The 16,718-nt window shown below is 56.4% G+C and carries 16 protein-coding genes; 10 read left to right on the forward strand and 6 right to left on the reverse strand.

Features of this window, described 5'->3' with window-relative positions; all coding sequences use genetic code 11:
* Nucleotides 1-39 precede the first annotated feature (39 nt).
* Nucleotides 40-1,161, reverse strand: coding sequence for a DUF6456 domain-containing protein (locus tag RUM8411_RS17195; RefSeq protein ID WP_085823953.1), 1,122 nt, complete (start codon nucleotides 1,159-1,161; stop codon nucleotides 40-42).
* 240 nt (nucleotides 1,162-1,401) lie between these two features.
* Between RUM8411_RS17195 and RUM8411_RS17200 the strand changes: the two genes are divergently transcribed.
* Nucleotides 1,402-1,701 carry a DUF6477 family protein gene (locus tag RUM8411_RS17200; protein WP_085823954.1) on the forward strand — a complete coding sequence of 100 codons (300 nt, stop codon included), beginning with the start codon at nucleotides 1,402-1,404 and terminating at the stop codon, nucleotides 1,699-1,701.
* On the opposite strand, the gene RUM8411_RS17205 is transcribed toward RUM8411_RS17200, so the two are convergent.
* On the reverse strand, nucleotides 1,702-3,246 hold the full coding sequence (locus tag RUM8411_RS17205) for a trimethylamine methyltransferase family protein (RefSeq protein ID WP_085823955.1): 1,545 nt from the start codon (nucleotides 3,244-3,246) through the stop codon (nucleotides 1,702-1,704).
* 159 nt (nucleotides 3,247-3,405) lie between these two features.
* Nucleotides 3,406-4,212: an SDR family NAD(P)-dependent oxidoreductase gene (locus RUM8411_RS17210; RefSeq protein WP_085823956.1), complete on the reverse strand. Its 807-nt coding sequence runs from the start codon at nucleotides 4,210-4,212 to the stop codon at nucleotides 3,406-3,408.
* Nucleotides 4,213-4,489: 277 nt separating this feature from the next.
* Between RUM8411_RS17210 and guaA the strand changes: the two genes are divergently transcribed.
* The 8 genes from guaA to RUM8411_RS17250 all read left to right on the forward strand — a co-directional run bounded on the left by guaA (nucleotide 4,490) and on the right by RUM8411_RS17250 (nucleotide 12,911).
* A complete protein-coding gene (gene guaA, locus RUM8411_RS17215) occupies nucleotides 4,490-6,049 on the forward strand; it encodes a glutamine-hydrolyzing GMP synthase (RefSeq protein WP_085823957.1) in 1,560 nt (519 codons plus the stop codon).
* A 96-nt stretch (nucleotides 6,050-6,145) separates the two neighbouring features.
* Nucleotides 6,146-7,051: a DMT family transporter gene (locus RUM8411_RS17220; RefSeq protein ID WP_085823958.1), complete on the forward strand. Its 906-nt coding sequence runs from the start codon at nucleotides 6,146-6,148 to the stop codon at nucleotides 7,049-7,051.
* A 126-nt stretch (nucleotides 7,052-7,177) separates the two neighbouring features.
* Nucleotides 7,178-8,302 (forward strand): OmpP1/FadL family transporter, encoded by a 1,125-nt coding sequence (locus tag RUM8411_RS17225; protein ID WP_085823959.1) that lies wholly within the window; start codon nucleotides 7,178-7,180, stop codon nucleotides 8,300-8,302.
* 223 nt (nucleotides 8,303-8,525) lie between these two features.
* A complete protein-coding gene (locus RUM8411_RS17230) occupies nucleotides 8,526-9,392 on the forward strand; it encodes an ATPase (RefSeq protein WP_085823960.1) in 867 nt (288 codons plus the stop codon).
* 45 nt (nucleotides 9,393-9,437) lie between these two features.
* Nucleotides 9,438-10,355: a homoserine O-acetyltransferase MetA gene (metA, locus tag RUM8411_RS17235; protein ID WP_085823961.1), complete on the forward strand. Its 918-nt coding sequence runs from the start codon at nucleotides 9,438-9,440 to the stop codon at nucleotides 10,353-10,355.
* Nucleotides 10,356-10,398: 43 nt separating this feature from the next.
* A complete protein-coding gene (locus RUM8411_RS17240) occupies nucleotides 10,399-11,298 on the forward strand; it encodes an alpha/beta fold hydrolase (protein WP_370738042.1) in 900 nt (299 codons plus the stop codon).
* 49 nt (nucleotides 11,299-11,347) lie between these two features.
* Complete coding sequence (ppk2, locus tag RUM8411_RS17245; protein WP_085823963.1) at nucleotides 11,348-12,217, forward strand: polyphosphate kinase 2; 870 nt, start codon at nucleotides 11,348-11,350, stop codon at nucleotides 12,215-12,217.
* A 79-nt stretch (nucleotides 12,218-12,296) separates the two neighbouring features.
* Nucleotides 12,297-12,911, forward strand: a complete 615-nt coding sequence (locus RUM8411_RS17250; protein ID WP_085823964.1) for a TetR/AcrR family transcriptional regulator — start codon at nucleotides 12,297-12,299, stop codon at nucleotides 12,909-12,911.
* 38 nt (nucleotides 12,912-12,949) lie between these two features.
* On the opposite strand, the gene RUM8411_RS17255 is transcribed toward RUM8411_RS17250, so the two are convergent.
* Together RUM8411_RS17255 and RUM8411_RS17260 are read right to left on the reverse strand one after the other, a co-directional pair.
* Nucleotides 12,950-13,318 carry a group I truncated hemoglobin gene (locus tag RUM8411_RS17255; protein WP_085823965.1) on the reverse strand — a complete coding sequence of 123 codons (369 nt, stop codon included), beginning with the start codon at nucleotides 13,316-13,318 and terminating at the stop codon, nucleotides 12,950-12,952.
* A 108-nt stretch (nucleotides 13,319-13,426) separates the two neighbouring features.
* Nucleotides 13,427-14,269: a glycosyltransferase family 25 protein gene (locus RUM8411_RS17260; protein WP_159453923.1), complete on the reverse strand. Its 843-nt coding sequence runs from the start codon at nucleotides 14,267-14,269 to the stop codon at nucleotides 13,427-13,429.
* 151 nt (nucleotides 14,270-14,420) lie between these two features.
* On the opposite strand from RUM8411_RS17260, the gene speB reads away from it, so the two are divergent.
* A complete protein-coding gene (gene speB, locus RUM8411_RS17265; protein WP_085823967.1) occupies nucleotides 14,421-15,395 on the forward strand; it encodes an agmatinase in 975 nt (324 codons plus the stop codon).
* A gap of 21 nt (nucleotides 15,396-15,416) precedes the next feature.
* Here the strand turns inward: speB and RUM8411_RS17270 are convergent, their stop codons facing one another.
* Entirely contained in the window at nucleotides 15,417-16,637 is a 1,221-nt protein-coding gene (locus RUM8411_RS17270) for an aminopeptidase P family protein (protein ID WP_085823968.1), read from the reverse strand.
* Nucleotides 16,638-16,718: the final 81 nt, after the last annotated feature.

Consider the following 16,718-nt stretch of genomic DNA (forward strand, 5'->3'; position numbering starts at 1 on the left):
TAACCCGCCAAACCGCAACCGGAACATATCGTGATGCCGCTATCCAATCATGCGGTTGCGCTCGGCTTGCATATCATAGTGCCGCTTGAGCCGCTGCAACGCGATCCGAAGCACGATCTTGCCCGAGCGCGCAGACCATCCCATACGCTTTTCCGCAAGCTCCAGCCCCTCAAGGTAACAGCAGCACCGCAGAGCGACATCGCTGAGGCCAGGCCCGAGATCCGACAAAGCATGCTCTACCCGGCCACGCGCGTCGGAAGATCCACGCCCGCCATGCGCCTCGCTGCCGAAACTGCCACGCCCGCCGGCGGTCAGGAAGTGATCCCAATTCTGCGCCACTTGCGGTCCAATCTGCGCCAGTTCAAAATCTTCGCGCAAACGTTCGCCGGCCCGTACAAGCGCTTCGTCCAGAAAAGGTTTTCCGTCCCTGTCCCGCCTGCGCGCCAATGCGATCAGAGGGCTTTCCGCCACACTATAGCGCATCCGTTTGGGGCGGTTCGTGTTTGCCTCGCCACCCTGCCCCTGTGCCATTTGAGCGTGGAACGGAGACTGAGCCTCAGCCATGCCAAATTCACTGCGCGCCCGGGCTTTATTCTCGGCCTCTGCCACCAACCGGCTGAGCGCGGTGCGCCCTGAGGTGGATATCCGATACCGCGAAATGCGCCCGGGATTGTCACAGGCAATCCAGTCCTTTAACGCCAAGGCCTGCGCAATCTCACAGTCTACCACCGCGGTTCTGGTCGCCCCACCATCCCCGGAATCGCGAACTACAACAGCTTTGTCCATCTCTTCGGCGACAGCCAGGACCGAACCCGTTTCACAAAGCCGCCGCAAAATGCGCAGAGCTTCGCGGTTAAATCTTTCGTCTCTGGCCGCGGCCGCCTCTTCTGGTGTCACCGCAGATAGTCCGGTCGTCATCACATCTGGCTTGGCCTCGGGTTCGGCAAAATGGGTCTGGGCCAGCGATTGCAGTGCGGCATCCACCAAGGGATCGTCCCGGCGCATCTCGATACGCCTGATTTGTCTGAGAATGGTTGAAGCATGGCACCCAGCGGACCGCGCTATATCGCGGATCGACTGTCCGGTTTCCGTGTGGGCCAAGTATCGCTGCGCCCCCTCAGGTACCCAAGCCGGAATGGTGAAAGCCATGTTATTTTCCATATTTACTTGCCCTCGTCGACAAAACAATCTGCTATCTATCGCCCCCGATGATTTGTTAACCAATTCTAACTAGAGTTGCTTTCGTTACTCGTTCGTTAATCAACAGAGACAACGACCAGATTTGATTCAAAAATATAAACAGTCATGAAGTCATAGTTCGGCGAGAGCCCGATCAAGGCAACACCCGCTAAGGTTGTGTGACAACTGTGGAACCTTCACTTTGAAAAAGTGATCCATCGAATGCACGACCTGATGACCATGATCACTTCACTGCGCCGCCCCCGTTTGTTAGCACGGGCCGCAAAAATCGGGGCTCAGGACTACGATCGGGATCGGCATCTGCAGCGCATACTGGGCTATGGATCGCTGCCCGGTACAGGGGCAGCGTTGGTTCGGTTGCTGGAAATGGAGCGAGAGGTTAACACGCAAAGGCAGGAAGAGGATGCCGCCTATTCACTGATCCGCCATCTGGACCTGTTGATCGCGCTATTGGGCGAGGCGCAGCTGTTTCAGGCCAGCCGCGCCTCGCAGTATCAGTGATCAGGCAAAGGCATCCGGCATGGATGCTTTCTTTTCCGCCACGTAGTCATTCAACGCGGCGTTGATGTCCGGGTCGAGTTGCGGCTGCTGGTAGTTGGCCAGCAGATGCTCGACCCGCCCGGTGGCAATCTGGCGTGTGTCGCGTGCGCCTTCATCTTCCCAGGTCTCATACGGTTTGTAGTCCAGCACTTCGCTTTTCCAGAACGCCTCTTTGAAGTTGGCCTGCGTATGCGCACAGCCAAGGTAGTGACCCCCGGGGCCCACTTCGCGGATGGCGTCCATGGCCTGCGCATTCTCGTCATACGCAACACCTTTGGCCAATCCGTGCAACACGCCCAGCTGGTCCGCATCCATGACGAACTTTTCGAAATCGGCAACCAGACCACCTTCGAGCCAGCCACAGGAATGCAGCATAAAGTTCACACCGGCCATCAGCCCCATATTCAGCGAGTTTGCTGTTTCATACGCCGCTTGCGCGTCTGGCAGCTTTGAGCCGCAGAACGAACCTGCTGATCGGTACGGTAGCCCGAGACGTCGGGCCAACTGACCCGCCCCATAGGTGACAAGCGATGCCTCGGGTGTTCCGAATGTCGGCGCGCCGGAATTCATATCGATCGACGACACAAACGCGCCAAAGATCGCTGGGGCTCCGGGTCGGATTATTTGGCTATACGCAACGCCTGCCATAACCTCGGCCAGCACCTGTGTCAGCGTCCCTGCAACCGAGACCGGGGCCATCGCGCCACCCACGATAAAGGGTGAGATGATGCAGGCCTGGTTGTTTTTGGCATAAACCTCAAGCGCGCCCATCATCACGTCGTCGAAGGTCATCGGCGAGTTGATGTTGGTCAACGAGGTCATCACCGTGTTTTCCTGAACGAACTCTTTGCCGAACAGAATCTCACACATTTCAACGGAATCCTGCGCCCGGCTGGGATCAGTGACCGATCCCATGAACGGCTTGTCCGACAGCGTCATGTGCGCCATCAACATGTCCAGGTGACGTTTGTTTACCGGAACATCTGTTGGTTCGCAGACTGTCCCACCCGAGTGGTGCAGCCATTTGGACATATAGGCCAGCTTCACGAACTTGTTGAAATCTTCCATGGTCGCGTAACGACGCCCGCCATGCGCATCCCGCACAAACGGAGGTCCATACACAGGAGCCAGAACCATATTGCGGCCACCTACGACCACCGATTTCTCGGGATTGCGGGCGTGTTGGGTGAATTGGCTGGGAGCGGTTTTGATTAGCTGCCGCGCTAAACCGCGAGGGATGCGAACGCGCTCGCCCTCAACATCGGCCCCCATATCCTTCCAGCGCTGCAACGCAGCCGGGTTGTCGACAAAATTGACGCCAACTTCGGCCAGAACGGTTTCCGCATTGGTTTCGATGATTTCCAACGCTTCTTCGTTGAGTATCTCGAAGTTCGGAATATTCCGTTCGATAAATTTTGCGGTTTCGATGCGAACTGCGGTACGTTCGGCCCGGCGGGCGGCTCCACCGCCACCTCTCGCCCTGCGCCGGGTGTTTGCCTCTGGCATGAGAAAATCCCGTGATAATTGTTAGATTTCCCGGTTTTTTTACATGAAACTGACACCGTACCAGACGTGGATTACGGCGCTCTAGAGGTAAAAGCGACATGAACCCATTCTGGCTGCTCTGGCTACTACAATTTGCAGCCCCCGCTGAGGGGACGAAGCCTATTTAATTTTGGCAAGAAACTTCTGCCGGCCTTTTTCACCCATGCGGTTCAGCATCGGATAAAGCACCCGCATCAGGCCCGGGAACCCGGTCAGCAGTCTTGCGGTCACCACATCTGAGCGCGGTACGAAATATTCCAGTTTTTTACCCTTTTGCGCCCGCTTCAGGGCTGCGACAACATCATCCGTCGTCGAGGGGGTGGATAAGAAGTTAAGCGCACTGCCGCCGTTTGCTGCCTCATACCGCAACATCGGGGTGTCGATCGCATTCGGGTAGATCGAGGAAACAGAGACGCCATGCGCGCGCAATTCCTCAGCAAGGGACAGGTAATACCCACGAATGCCAAACTTGCTTGCGGTGTAGGCGGCGCTACCAGGCAGTGCAACGAAACTGGCTGCGGATTGCGTTCCGATAATATGACCGTCGCCGTTCTTTTCCATATGCTGCGCCAACGCCTGGCTGAGATGCGCGGCAGCCCGCAGATTGATGTCGAGGTGTTGGCAGATCGCTGAACGCTCAAGATCAACGGCATGTCCGGGCTGAATAATACCGGCATTGACCAATCCAACCGCAATCCGCTCTGATGAGTTTGCAATCTCGGTACTAAGCGCCTCTAACGCTTTCGAATCGGAGAGGTCCGATTTACTGATTATCGCCGTGGGATAGCGCTCGGACAGCTCGGCCAAAACACGTTCGTCGCGACCACACAGCCAAAGCTTATAGCCGCCGTCGTGAAAATGAGCCGCCGCAGCCATGCCAATGCCGCCAGTTGCACCGGTGATGAATGCGATCTCACACGTTGCCATAAGTCTTTCCCCTTGTTGCCGGTATGCCGCCCCAGGAACCGGAACTGGGCCTTATCAGTCCGTTTCGCTCTGGCGGGGTATTTCCGCAGTACCTTATTTTGCGCGACTTGCACGACCTGATCCATTCCGACCTTACGTTCAACAGGCCAGGCATTGTATTGAGGATCAACCTCAGACTGAAACGCGCAGCTCACCGCAACCAACAAAGGGCGACCTAAGCTGCTGCCCTGCCTGAAATCCCTTGCGTTCGCTACATCTGCAACCTAGTAGCAAACCCATGACCCAGATATCCCATGACCGCCTTCTGATCATCGACTTCGGCAGCCAGGTAACGCAACTTATTGCCCGACGCCTGCGCGAACTGAACGTCTATTGCGAAATTCATCCCTACCAGAACGTCACGATGGACTTCGTGCGGGAAATGGCCCCGAAAGCAGTGATTTTCTCGGGCGGTCCGGACAGTGTGACACGCGACGGATCTCCGCGCGTGCCGCAAGAGATATTTGACTACGGCGTTCCGATCCTGGGCATCTGCTATGGCCAGCAGGTGATGATGCATCAGCTTGGTGGCAAGGTCGAAAGTGGCCACGGCACGGCCGAGTTTGGTCGGGCCTTCGTGACCCCCAAAGGTCAGCTGGATGTTTTGAACGGCTGGTTCAACGATGGCGACGAACAAGTCTGGATGAGCCACGGCGACCACGTCAGTGAAATCGCGCCTGGGTTTGAGGTTTATGGCACCTCGCCCAACGCGCCTTATGCGATCACCGCGGACACGAACCGTCATTTCTATGCCGTTCAATTCCACCCCGAGGTCCACCACACTCCTCGTGGTGCCAAGCTTTATGAAAACTTCGTCAAGCTGGCCGGATTTGCCGGGGACTGGACGATGGGGGCCTACCGGGACGAGATGATCCGCAAGATCCGCGAGCAGGTTGGCGACAAGAACGTCATTTGCGGCCTGTCCGGCGGCGTCGACAGCTCGGTCGCGGCGATCCTGATCCACGAAGCGATTGGCGATCAGCTGACCTGTGTCTTTGTGGATCACGGTTTGCTACGCAAGAACGAGGCGACAGAAGTCGTTGGCATGTTCCGCGACAACTACAACATCCAACTGATCCACGCCGATGAAAGCGACCTGTTTCTGGGCGAGCTCGACGGTCAGAGTGATCCCGAAACCAAGCGTAAGATTATCGGCAAGCTTTTTATCGACGTGTTCCAGAAACACGCCGATACGATCGAAGGGGCCGAATTCCTAGCACAGGGCACTCTGTATCCGGATGTCATTGAATCGGTGTCGTTCTCAGGTGGTCCGTCGGTTACGATCAAATCGCACCACAATGTCGGCGGCCTGCCCGAGAAGATGGGTTTGAAACTGGTCGAACCCCTGCGGGAATTGTTCAAGGATGAGGTGCGCGCGCTGGGTCGCGAACTGGGCCTGCCGCCCAGCTTTATCGGCCGCCACCCCTTCCCCGGCCCCGGCCTTGCGATCCGCTGCCCCGGCGAAATCACCCGCGAAAAACTTGGGATTTTGCGCGAAGCAGATGCGGTTTACATTGATCAGATTCGCAAACATGGCCTGTACGATGACATCTGGCAGGCCTTTGTGGCCATCCTGCCTGTGCGCACCGTGGGCGTAATGGGCGACGGACGCACCTATGATTATGCCTGTGCGCTGCGGGCCGTGACGTCTGTGGATGGCATGACCGCCGACTATTACCCCTTCAGCCATGAGTTCCTTGGCGAAACCGCCACGCGGATCATCAACGAGGTCAAAGGCATCAATAGATGCACCTATGACATCACCTCAAAACCACCGGGAACAATCGAGTGGGAATGACCTAAAAGCCGGGCTAAGCCCGGCTTTTTTTGTTTAAGTCTCGGCGAAAACCAATAACTTTCAATTTGTTACTTCGCGATTCTTGCAGGCGGCACCATGGACAGCAGCAAACCTCAGATCGGCAAGGCCGCGCTTTGGATGACCGGAGCGATTGCCTCGTTCTCGTCCATGGCCGTGGCTGGCCGCGAGCTGAGCGTGACCCACGACACGTTCGAGATCATGTTCTATCGCAGCCTGGTTGGTATTTGCGTTGTTGCGCTGGTGCTGACGCTGTCGCGGAAATGGCATCAGGTCTCAACCTACCGGCTGGGACTACATGGCATCCGGAATCTTTTGCATTTTACCGGTCAGAACCTTTGGTTCTATGCCGTGTCCGTGATCCCTCTGGCGCAGGTTTTCGCGCTGGAGTTTACACAGCCAATTTGGGTAATCCTGCTGTCACCGCTGTTGCTGGGCGAACGGCTGACACCCGTACGTGTTGTGTCCGCCTTGATTGGTTTTGCCGGCATCCTGATCATTGCACGCCCCGGAGCTGTGCCCATCAGTACCGGCCTGTTGACCGCTGCCCTTTCAGCGGTGTTCTTTGCGCTGACAACCATTTCCACCAAGAAACTGACCAGATTTGCCAGCATCGGGTGCATTATGTTCTGGCTGACGGTTATGCAGGCGGCGCTTGGTTTGATAGCTTCTGGTATCGACGGACAGATCACGCTGCCCACGATCAACACGGCTCCTTTTCTATTGCTGGTCGGCCTGGCGGGCTTACTGGCACATTTCTGCATCACCAATGCTTTGGCAATTGCCCCGGCCACCGTGGTCGTTCCGTTCGACTTTGCCCGCCTGCCGACCATCGCGATTGTCAGTATGATTCTCTATCACGAGCCACTGGACCAATGGACCCTATTGGGGGCGGTCGTGATCTTCTCGGGTATCTTTTTGAATGTTAGCGCCGAGAAACGTAACAGTTTAGCAACACTTCCAAAGGACACTCGGCAACGGTAACGCACCGTCACCAGTTGACGGTACAATCAAGCTTTAGAAAGTATCGAGCACCACTACGCCGGGCTGGCGCATACCCACTCCATGCAACACCACACCAGCCTGCGAAAGCAACTTAGGGAGGAACTAATGAAAAAAGCGCTTCTACAGGCGTGCGCAGTTTGCGTTGGAGCGTCAGGAGCCTATGCAGGCGGACTTGATCGCAGCGGCCAAGGTGTAAATCTGATCTTTGAAGAAGGTTCTGTTGTTCAGTTTCGCCTTGGATACACCAACCCCGATGTGTCCGGGACACTTGGCGGAGTAGACTCGGGAAACGTTGCCAAAGACTTCTTCACCCCGCATTTGGGTTACAAAACATCACTAACCGAAAAACTGGATTTCGCGCTTATCTACGATCAGCCCTTTGGCGCTGACGTTGAATACGGCTCAAACTATCCTTTGTCGCAAAACCCGACATCACCGTTCGGAGGTCGCACTGACGTTCTGCGCGCAGAAGCCGATACAGACACCATTACCGCGTTGTTTCGGTATAAGTTCGATAATGGCTTCAGTGCCATTGGTGGTTTGCGCGCTCAGCGCCTGACTGGCAATGTGGCAGTACCAGCTGCTGCAGGATATGAGTCCGACCTCGACGCGGATATCGACTTTGGTTATGTCGTTGGTGTTGCCTGGGAAAAACCTGAGATCGCGGCCCGGGTCGCGCTGACCTACAACTCGAAGATCACGCATGACCTGTCGCAGACCGAGTCCAATAACATCGTTCCGCCCATCCCGGCAGGTGTATTTACGGCAGACACCGATTCCGAAGTTGTAACACCACAGTCTATTAACTTGGATTTCCAAACCGGCGTGGCGCCAAAAACCTTATTGTTCGGGTCCGTACGGTGGGTGGACTGGCCGCAATCCGTGTATGCTCCACCCGTCTACACTGGCATTACCGGCAGCAATCTTTTGGACTACGATGATGCTACGTTCACATACTCGCTAGGCCTGGGTTACCAATTCTCTGAAGAGTTCTCGGGCGCTGTCACGCTGGGCTATGAAACTTCAACCGGGTCAACCGTGTCAGACCTGGGGCCAACAGACGGTTTCTGGAGCGTCGGTGTCGCTGGTACATATTCGATCGAAAAAGCCAAGATTTCTGGCGGCATTCGCTATACCGACATTGGAGACGCCACCACCAACCAGGGTGCGGACTTCAGCGGTAACAGCGCCTGGAGTGTCGGCCTGCAGCTGACCTACGCGCTGAACTAACCAGAAGTCATACCTTAACAAAGAAAGCCCCGCCCTTTGTTGGCGGGGTTTTTCGTTTTGTAGTGTTCCGAGTCTAAAAAGCAGTCTGACGCTCCGATGATTTTCGTCCTCTGCCATCTGTACCCCAATTCGACCGGCAGGATGGTATTGAACTGGTCTTGCACGCATGATTGACGCCGCCCGCCGCCCGAATTAGCTAGGTCTGAAAAAGGGACAGCAGAAGATGATCTACAGCTCGGCAAAGGACTGGCGCGATGCGGCGCGAAAAAAAGTGCTGTTTTTCGGCATGTCGGGCCTTGGGAAAACCTACGTATCTAACGTTCTGCGCGACCAGGGCGACTGGTTTCATTACTCGATCGATTACCGGATCGGTACACGGTACATGGGTGAATATATCATCGACAATGCCAAGGCTGAGGCGATGAAAGTCCCTTTTCTACGCGATTTGCTGTTGTCGGATTCGATTTTTCTCGGCTCCAATATCTCGTTCGAGAACCTGACCCCTGTCGCCTCGTATCTCGGCAAGCCCGGCAATCCGGCTTTGGGCGGTCTGGAAATGAACGAATATCGCCGTCGTCAGGAACAGTTCCAACAGGCGGAAATTCACGCCCTGCTAGACACAGAATACTTCATTGATCGTGCGCAGCGGCTGTACCAGTATCCGCATTTCATCTGCGACACTGGTGGGTCAATCTGCGAATGGGTCGATCCCGACGACCCAAAAGACCACGTGCTGTCCGAGCTGTCGGGACAGACATTGATGGTCTGGATTCAGGGCGATGAGGATCACACGGCGGAACTGATCCGCCGCTTTGACAAAGCTCCCAAACCGATGTCGTACCAACCCGAGTTTCTGACGCGTGTATGGGCAGATTACCTCGAACAGCATGGCTGCTCGGCGAAACAAGTGGACCCTGATGCCTTCATCCGCTGGACCTATGCGCAGGCCTTGGCACACAGGCAACCGCGCTATCGGGCCATGGCGAAAAACTGGGGTGTCGCGATCACTGCTGACGACATGAACAAGGTCCGTGATGCGAACGATTTCGATGAGTTGATCGAACGCACCCTTGAGGCCCAGCCAAACTGACCCTAGTTTCCGCACTTAAAGTGTTCTTCCAAAGGCTTGCATCATATGCCGATCAAGATTCCCTCCGACCTTCCTGCGTTTGACGTTCTCACGAATGAGGGCGTCATGGTCATGGACGAGGATCAGGCGATGCGCCAGGACATCCGCCCGCTGCGGATCGGGTTGCTAAACCTGATGCCCAAGAAGATTCAGACCGAAAACCAGTTCGCACGTCTGATCGGCGCTACTCCGCTGCAGATCGATCTGTCGCTGATCCGCATGACCGAACATAGGACCAAGAACACCGCCGCCGCGCATATGGCTGAATTCTATCGCCCCTTCCAGGAGGTGAAGGATCAGAAGTTTGACGGCCTGATCATCACCGGCGCACCGATCGAACATTTGGAGTTCGATGACGTCACCTATTGGGATGAATTGGGTGAGGTGTTCGAATGGACCCAGACCCATGTTCATTCCACCTTCGGCGTCTGTTGGGGCGGAATGGCGATGATCAACCATTTCCATAACGTGCGTAAGCATATGCTCGACGCCAAGGCGTTTGGCTGTTTCCGCCACCAGAACCTGTCCCCGGCGTCTCCGTTCCTGCGCGGGTTTTCTGATGATTGCGTGATCCCCGTCAGCCGGTGGACCGAAATGAAACAGGATGAGATCGACAACGCTACGGGATTGACCACCCTACTAGGCAGTGAGGACGTCGGACCCTGTCTGGTCGAGGATCAATCGCATCGCGCGATCTATATCTTCAACCATTTCGAGTATGACAGCGATACGCTGAAGCAGGAGTATGACCGCGACGTAGCCAATGGCACGCCGATCAACGTGCCGATGAACTACTATCCAGGTGACGACCCCAGTCGCCCGCCGCAGAATCGTTGGCGCAGCCATGCCCATCTGTTGTACGGCAACTGGATCAACCAGATTTATCAAACCACGCCGTTTGATATGGAAAAAATTGGCAGTTAAGGCGCTCATAACCTTCGGGCTGATTGTTGCGGTCCTCACGCTCGTGACCCTATGGCGCACCGTGCGAAATGAGGCCCGTGCCGAGGCCACCTATCCGCCCGAAGGCCAGATCATCGACGTGGACGGCGTCTCGGTTCATGCTGTTGTTATGGGACAGGGCCCGAATGTGGTGCTGCTGCACGGCTCCAGCGGCAATACCCGTGATATGACTTTTGCCCTGGCTCCGATTCTGGCAGAAAACTACCGAGTTATTGTCTTTGACCGGCCTGGACTGGGCTATAGCGACAGCTTTAATCCTGATGGCGAAACACTTGAGGAACAAGCAGATATTCTGCAAAAAGCCGCTGCACAACTGGGTGCCGACAAGCCCATCGTCGCTGGGCAAAGCTATGGCGGGTCCGTTTCACTTGCTTGGGCGGTGACGCGACCAGACAACCTATCAGCCTTGGTGCTGATCGCCCCTGCGGCGATTCCTTGGGAAACGCCACTGGACGGGTTCAATAAACTGGCCTCAACTCAAGTTGGAAACGCGCTGGCGTTGCCTCTCATCACCGCCTTTGTGCCAGAATGGTATGTCGAACAAGCATTGGACAAAGTGTTTGCCCCACAAATCGCGCCCGAAGGTTATGCCGATCACTTTGGTCCCGGCTTAACCATCCGTCGCGCCTCGATGCATGCAAACGCAAAACAGCGCGCCAACCTGTTGAACGAGGTCCACGCCCTTCAGCCGCGATACGCCGAAATTGATGTCCCGACCGAGATCGTGCATGGCACCGCTGACACCACTGTGGGGCTTGGCTGGCATTCCGAGCGCCTGATCGAACAAATCCCCGGTGCCGAGCTGATCGAACTGCCGGACATCGGCCATATGCCGCAGGTCGTTGCCGCCCCCGAAGTTGCCGCCGCAATCGACCGCGCCGCGCGACGTGCAGGTTTGCGTTAAGCCCACAGCTAATCCATAGTAGGATATGGATTTTATGGCGAGGTAACCCATGGCCCGGTCTGCAAAAGGTTCCATCGAGAAGTACTTTCGCAACGACGCCCCAAAAGACGTGCGCGCGGCAATCGAAAACGCGGAAAAAGGCGCTATTCTGAACCCGACCTATCCTTATTCCGAACGCATGAAGCGCAAGGATTACGAAAAGGAAATGGACCGGCTGCAGATTGAACTGGTCAAGATGCAATCCTGGGTCCGGGCTACCGATCATCGCATCGCCCTGATCTTTGAAGGCCGGGATGCAGCCGGAAAAGGCGGCACGATCAAGCGTTTCCGCGAGAACCTGAACCCCCGTGGCGCGCGGAATGTCGCGCTCAGCAAGCCGTCGGATATGGAGCGCAGCCAGTGGTATTTTCAACGCTATATCTCGCACCTGCCCTCGGCCGGGGAAATCGTGTTCTTTGACCGCAGCTGGTACAATCGCAGCGTGGTTGAAAACGTGTTTGGTTTTTGCACAACCGAAGAACGAGAACGGTTCTTTCGTCAAGTGATGCCACTGGAAACCGGTCTGGTGAATGATGGAATTCAGTTGTTCAAGTTCTGGCTGAACGTTGGTCGGGCCGAGCAGCTGAACCGTTTCCTTGCACGCGAAACCGACCCGCTCAAGCAATGGAAGCTCAGCCCGATTGACATAGCGGGGCTAGATAAATGGGACGAATACAGCCAGTCAATTTCGGAAACTCTGACACGCAGCCATTCCGAACACAGCCCCTGGACCATCGTGCGATCAGACGACAAGAAACGCGCGCGCTTGGCGGCCATCCGCACCGTACTGCATGCGCTGGATTATGACGAAAAGGATGAGGACGCGATTGGCCCCAATGACCCAGACATCTGTGGCGGGCCCGAGGTTTGGGACGCGTGATGCAGGTTGGACGAATGCCCCATAGCAGCTTATGTCATGGGTTTCGATGGCTTGAACAACAAAGGCACCTGAAACAGGGATGACAAAGCGCGGGTATCACCACGGGAACCTGAAACAGGCCTTGATCGAGGCGGCCCTGTCTTTGATCGAGGAAAAAGGCCCGACCGGCTTTACCTTATCCGAGGCCGCGAAGACTGCAGGCGTGACGCCTGCGGCCGTCTACCGGCATTTTCACGGGCGCGAAGACCTGATCGCCGAGGCCGCCCGCCAGGGGTTCGAGATGTTCGCTGATCTGATGCAATACGCTTATGACGAAGGCCAACCCTCGGCCCTTGCGGCGTTCGAGGCCACCGGCCGCGCCTATCTGGCCTTTGCGCGCAAGCATCCCGGTCATTACATTGCGATGTTCGAAAGCGGCATTTCTGTCAACCGTACAACAGAGCTTTCATTGGCCGCGAACCGAGCCAAGAGCATTCTTGAAAAAGCGGCCGACGATCTGTCTCAGCACATCCCGCCGGAAAAACGCCCGCCCGCGTCGATGTTCAGCGCCCATATCTGGGCGATGAGTCACGGGGTTGTTGAGCTGTATGCGCGTAACGCTGGTGCCAGCTCTCCTTTCCCGCCCGAGGATTTGCTAGAGACCGGCATCGGTATCTATCTTCGCGGTTTGGGTCTGGTACCGCAGGACGATTGACGCCACCCTTGATCCGGCATCCACTGCGGGCTAACAACTTAGGCAGCGTCCCGAAAAACGATGATCGCTCGTTTGGATTCAATCGCTCGAAGCGCAACTTTAATGTGCTGATCCTCCATCCCATGCGCCGCCAATGCTTCGCCAAACAGGTCGGCCATCTCATCAAAATCCGCGTGTGAGATTTTCAGATGGCGATGAACCGCTTCGATACGGTCATCGGTAAATGAGGCCGGACCACCGACCAGAGAAGAGACGAACTTGGTCTGATGATCGATAAGACGCGGCATGTCGATATCTTCGAAATGGCCGCCGATCTGATCAGAATCCAACGCCATCTCGTAGAAAGTCATTACAACGCGGCTGATAGTTTTGAACCCGCCGTATCTATCATAAATCGACTGAACCACACCAAAGCACCTAGCTGTAGAGCACAAACAACACTGAAAGGTTATAGCAAAATGGCCGTTTTGTTAACGCTTATGGCAGCGGCCACTGTTCCCGCACCGGGACAGGCTTCACACGCTCAGGTCGTCAGCGCAGGGAATGAAACCTACAAAACCGCCCTGCTCTAAAATACGGGCTTGCCGCCCGGCGCGCCAATACAGCTTACGCCGGGCGGATTGCACTTCTCGTCTAACACGGAACCAAAGCGGGCCTTTGTCCAGCCCACTATTGGTTGTCTTGTCCTGAGAGCGTTCGCTGACCTTTACCGTTTCGACGATCTGATCCTGCTGTTTCGACCAGATCATTTGCACGCCTACTGCGGGAAAACACTGGAACATATTCCAGTCTGGCCGTGGGATTGAAACAAAATCGTCCAAATGATCCGAGTACTTTGTGGACCAAGTCAGCAGCTTGCAACAGGCCTCTTGCGTCAGGATGTAGGCGGCCGCGCTGGGGGCCATTTCCAACATCGGTCGGACAGGGACATTTGCGATCTTGGCCTCAGGCCCGAACCGCAATGATCGCGGGGAATAATCCAGTTTGACGAAATCAAACCCGGTTGCAGCGTTCAGTACAGCAGTGATGACCGCCCCGGCCTGAACGGACATTTCCACGTCATCTTCAAAGATCGCGACGGCCTTCAGGCCCTGATCCACGGCTGTCTGCCACACCGCCCGATGGCTTTCGAAACAGGCGATTTCGCTGGTTTTCAGCCCCCACCGACTGCCCGAGCCGGGAACATATCCATTGCCGTCAATCGCACCGGGGTACTGCGCATCCTTCGCGCTGAACCTCTGGGTTCCGACGAGGCCCGCATGGGCGAACTGGCTCTCCATAAAGGTCTTTCGTTCGGGCACACGATCCAGGTTGATGTAGAAGACACCCGTTCCCGATGGCAATTCGTGATGTCTCACAGCAATTCCTTTCCAGTGCTGATGCCAGATACACACCGCCACCCTGGACAATCAACCCCGGGCTGTCCGGCGAGAAGTTGAACGGTGGTCTATTCACCTGTGTGGAACGCGTCTAGGCTGTGTCAGAAGACCAGAAAACAGGAATTGCGCTATGTCATCTCATGGGTATTCAAGCGGGCGTCTGAACCTTCCTTTTGTGGGCATTTCGACATTTGGAAAATCGCCGTATGTTGAGGACTGGGACCGCATCGACGCCGAAGTGGCGGTCATGGGCGCACCTTATGATTTTGGCACGCAATGGCGGTCTGGTGCCCGGTTCGGGCCGCGTGCAGTGCGCGAAGCCTCGACCCTGTTCAGCTTTGGCCATGCCGGGGCCTATGATCACGAGGATGACGCCACCTATCTGGACGCGTCGGTGCGGATGGTTGATATCGGGGATGCCGATATCATCCACACCAAAACTGATGAAAGCCATGCCAACATTCAGCTAGGTGTCGAAAAGATGCTTGAGGCGGGTGCCCTGCCCGTCACGATTGGTGGAGATCATTCCATCAACATTCCCTGCATCAACGCATTTGCGGACGAATGTGCGCAAAACGGGCCAATCCATGTGGTTCAGATCGACGCGCATCTAGATTTTGTGGACGAACGGCACGGTGTGACCGCGGGCCACGGCAACCCGATGCGACGCGCGATTGAAAAACCCTACGTCTCGGGCATGACCCAGCTTGGCATCCGCAACGTGTCCTCAACCGCAAAGGAAGGGTATACCGACGCGCGCGCGCGGGGCTCGGACATTCTTTCGGTACGGCAGGTACGCAAACTGGGAACCGAGGGCGTGTTGGCGCGCATTCCCGAAGGCGCGCGGTACTATGTGACGATTGATATCGACGCATTCTGCCCGTCAATCGCTGCGGGCACGGGCACACCCAGCCATGGCGGGTTTCTATATTACGACGTGCTGGAGATTTTGCAGGGTCTGGCGAACCGGGGAGACGTTGTCGGAATCGACCTGGTCGAGGTCGCTCCCAATTACGACCCCACCGAAAGCACTCAGATTCTGGCCGCGCAGGTGCTGCTGAACTTCATCGGGTTTATCTTTCACGAACGGGGCAAGAAGGGCTGAGCGCCCTTCCTGCCTGTTTGATCACGCACTGATCGTGTTGTGCTCGGGTCCGTAGGGGAAGCCCGTGATGTTTTCGGCACCCTTTTCTTCGACGACCAGAATGTCATGCTCACGGTAACCACCAGCACCAGGCTGACCTTCAGGAATCCACAGCATCGGCTCGATCGACACCACCATGCCGGGTTCCAGCACCGTGTTGATATCTTCGCGCAATTCCAGCCCGGCTTCGCGGCCGTAATAGTGGCTGAGGATACCAAAGGAATGGCCATACCCGAAGGATCGGTATTGCAGCAGGCCTTCATCCGCAAAGAACCGGTTGATTTCCTCACAAATGCCGGAACAAGTAGCACCCGGTTTGATCAGGCTGAGGCCCAGTTCATGGGCGGCGACATTGGCTTTCCATATCCGCAGGCTGTCAGTGTCCGGCTCACCCAGAAACAGGGTGCGTTCCAGCGCAGTGTAATAGCCCGAGATCATCGGGAACGTGTTCAGCGACAGGATATCGCCCTTTTGCAAAGCGCGCTTGGTGACCGGGTTATGTGCGCCATCGGTATTCAGGCCGGACTGGAACCAGACCCAGGTGTCGCGGTACTCGGCCTCAGGGTAGGCGCGCGCGATTTCGGCTTCCATCGCATCGCGCCCGGCCATGGCAATCTCAATCTCGGTCGCGCCTTCACGGATCGCGGCGTGAATGGCAGCGCCGCCCACGTCAGCCGTGTGGGCACCGCCCTTGATCAGCGCGATCTCTTCTGCGGATTTCACCATCCGAGCCGCCATCGTGTCGGGTGCGATATCGACGAGTTCCGGCCCGCCCAACAGGTCAAGCGCGGTGTCGCGCATCGCCAGCGTCATGTGATCGCCCTCGATCCCGATCCGTCTGGCAGAACCGATAAGGCTGGCTACGGCGCGCCAGTAGTTATTCCGCTGCCAGTCAGTGTAAATCACGTTGTCTTCAACTGAACGCCGCCATGGCTGGCCTGCGTCGATATTGGCCGAAACGGTCGTGCAAGCGTCCTGCGTCACGACACAGCCATAGGGGCGCCCGAAGGAACAATACAAAAAGCCAGAGTAGTAGGCGATGTTCTGCATCGAAGTCAGCAGAACAGCAGGAATGTCCCGCGCGGCCATTGTCGCGCGCAGGCTGGCAAGACGGCGCGCATACTCGGCCTTGCTGAATGGCAATGGCGCTTTGTCACCATTGTGGCTGGTAAAGTACTCGGGGCGATTGGATAGGTCAGTCATCTTGGTCTCTCCTCAATGCCGGACAGGCAAAGCCCGGCCACTAATCCCGGCGTTCAGGACAAGCGGCCTCGGGAACCGAGA

This window comes from Ruegeria meonggei (genome assembly GCF_900172215.1).
GTDB lineage: Bacteria > Pseudomonadota > Alphaproteobacteria > Rhodobacterales > Rhodobacteraceae > Ruegeria > Ruegeria meonggei.

What these genes read in the sequence shown, in the direction of transcription:
- RUM8411_RS17195 (WP_085823953.1), bottom strand. Translation starts at nt 1,161, where the DNA reads ATGGAAAATAACATGGCTTTCACCATTCCGGCTTGGGTACCTGAGGGG.
- RUM8411_RS17200 (WP_085823954.1), top strand. Translation starts at nt 1,402, where the DNA reads ATGCACGACCTGATGACCATGATCACTTCACTGCGCCGCCCCCGTTTG.
- RUM8411_RS17205 (WP_085823955.1), bottom strand. Translation starts at nt 3,246, where the DNA reads ATGCCAGAGGCAAACACCCGGCGCAGGGCGAGAGGTGGCGGTGGAGCC.
- RUM8411_RS17210 (WP_085823956.1), bottom strand. Translation starts at nt 4,212, where the DNA reads ATGGCAACGTGTGAGATCGCATTCATCACCGGTGCAACTGGCGGCATT.
- guaA (WP_085823957.1), top strand. Translation starts at nt 4,490, where the DNA reads ATGACCCAGATATCCCATGACCGCCTTCTGATCATCGACTTCGGCAGC.
- RUM8411_RS17220 (WP_085823958.1), top strand. Translation starts at nt 6,146, where the DNA reads ATGGACAGCAGCAAACCTCAGATCGGCAAGGCCGCGCTTTGGATGACC.
- RUM8411_RS17225 (WP_085823959.1), top strand. Translation starts at nt 7,178, where the DNA reads ATGAAAAAAGCGCTTCTACAGGCGTGCGCAGTTTGCGTTGGAGCGTCA.
- RUM8411_RS17230 (WP_085823960.1), top strand. Translation starts at nt 8,526, where the DNA reads ATGATCTACAGCTCGGCAAAGGACTGGCGCGATGCGGCGCGAAAAAAA.
- metA (WP_085823961.1), top strand. Translation starts at nt 9,438, where the DNA reads ATGCCGATCAAGATTCCCTCCGACCTTCCTGCGTTTGACGTTCTCACG.
- ppk2 (WP_085823963.1), top strand. Translation starts at nt 11,348, where the DNA reads ATGGCCCGGTCTGCAAAAGGTTCCATCGAGAAGTACTTTCGCAACGAC.
- RUM8411_RS17250 (WP_085823964.1), top strand. Translation starts at nt 12,297, where the DNA reads ATGACAAAGCGCGGGTATCACCACGGGAACCTGAAACAGGCCTTGATC.
- speB (WP_085823967.1), top strand. Translation starts at nt 14,421, where the DNA reads ATGTCATCTCATGGGTATTCAAGCGGGCGTCTGAACCTTCCTTTTGTG.
- RUM8411_RS17270 (WP_085823968.1), bottom strand. Translation starts at nt 16,637, where the DNA reads ATGACTGACCTATCCAATCGCCCCGAGTACTTTACCAGCCACAATGGT.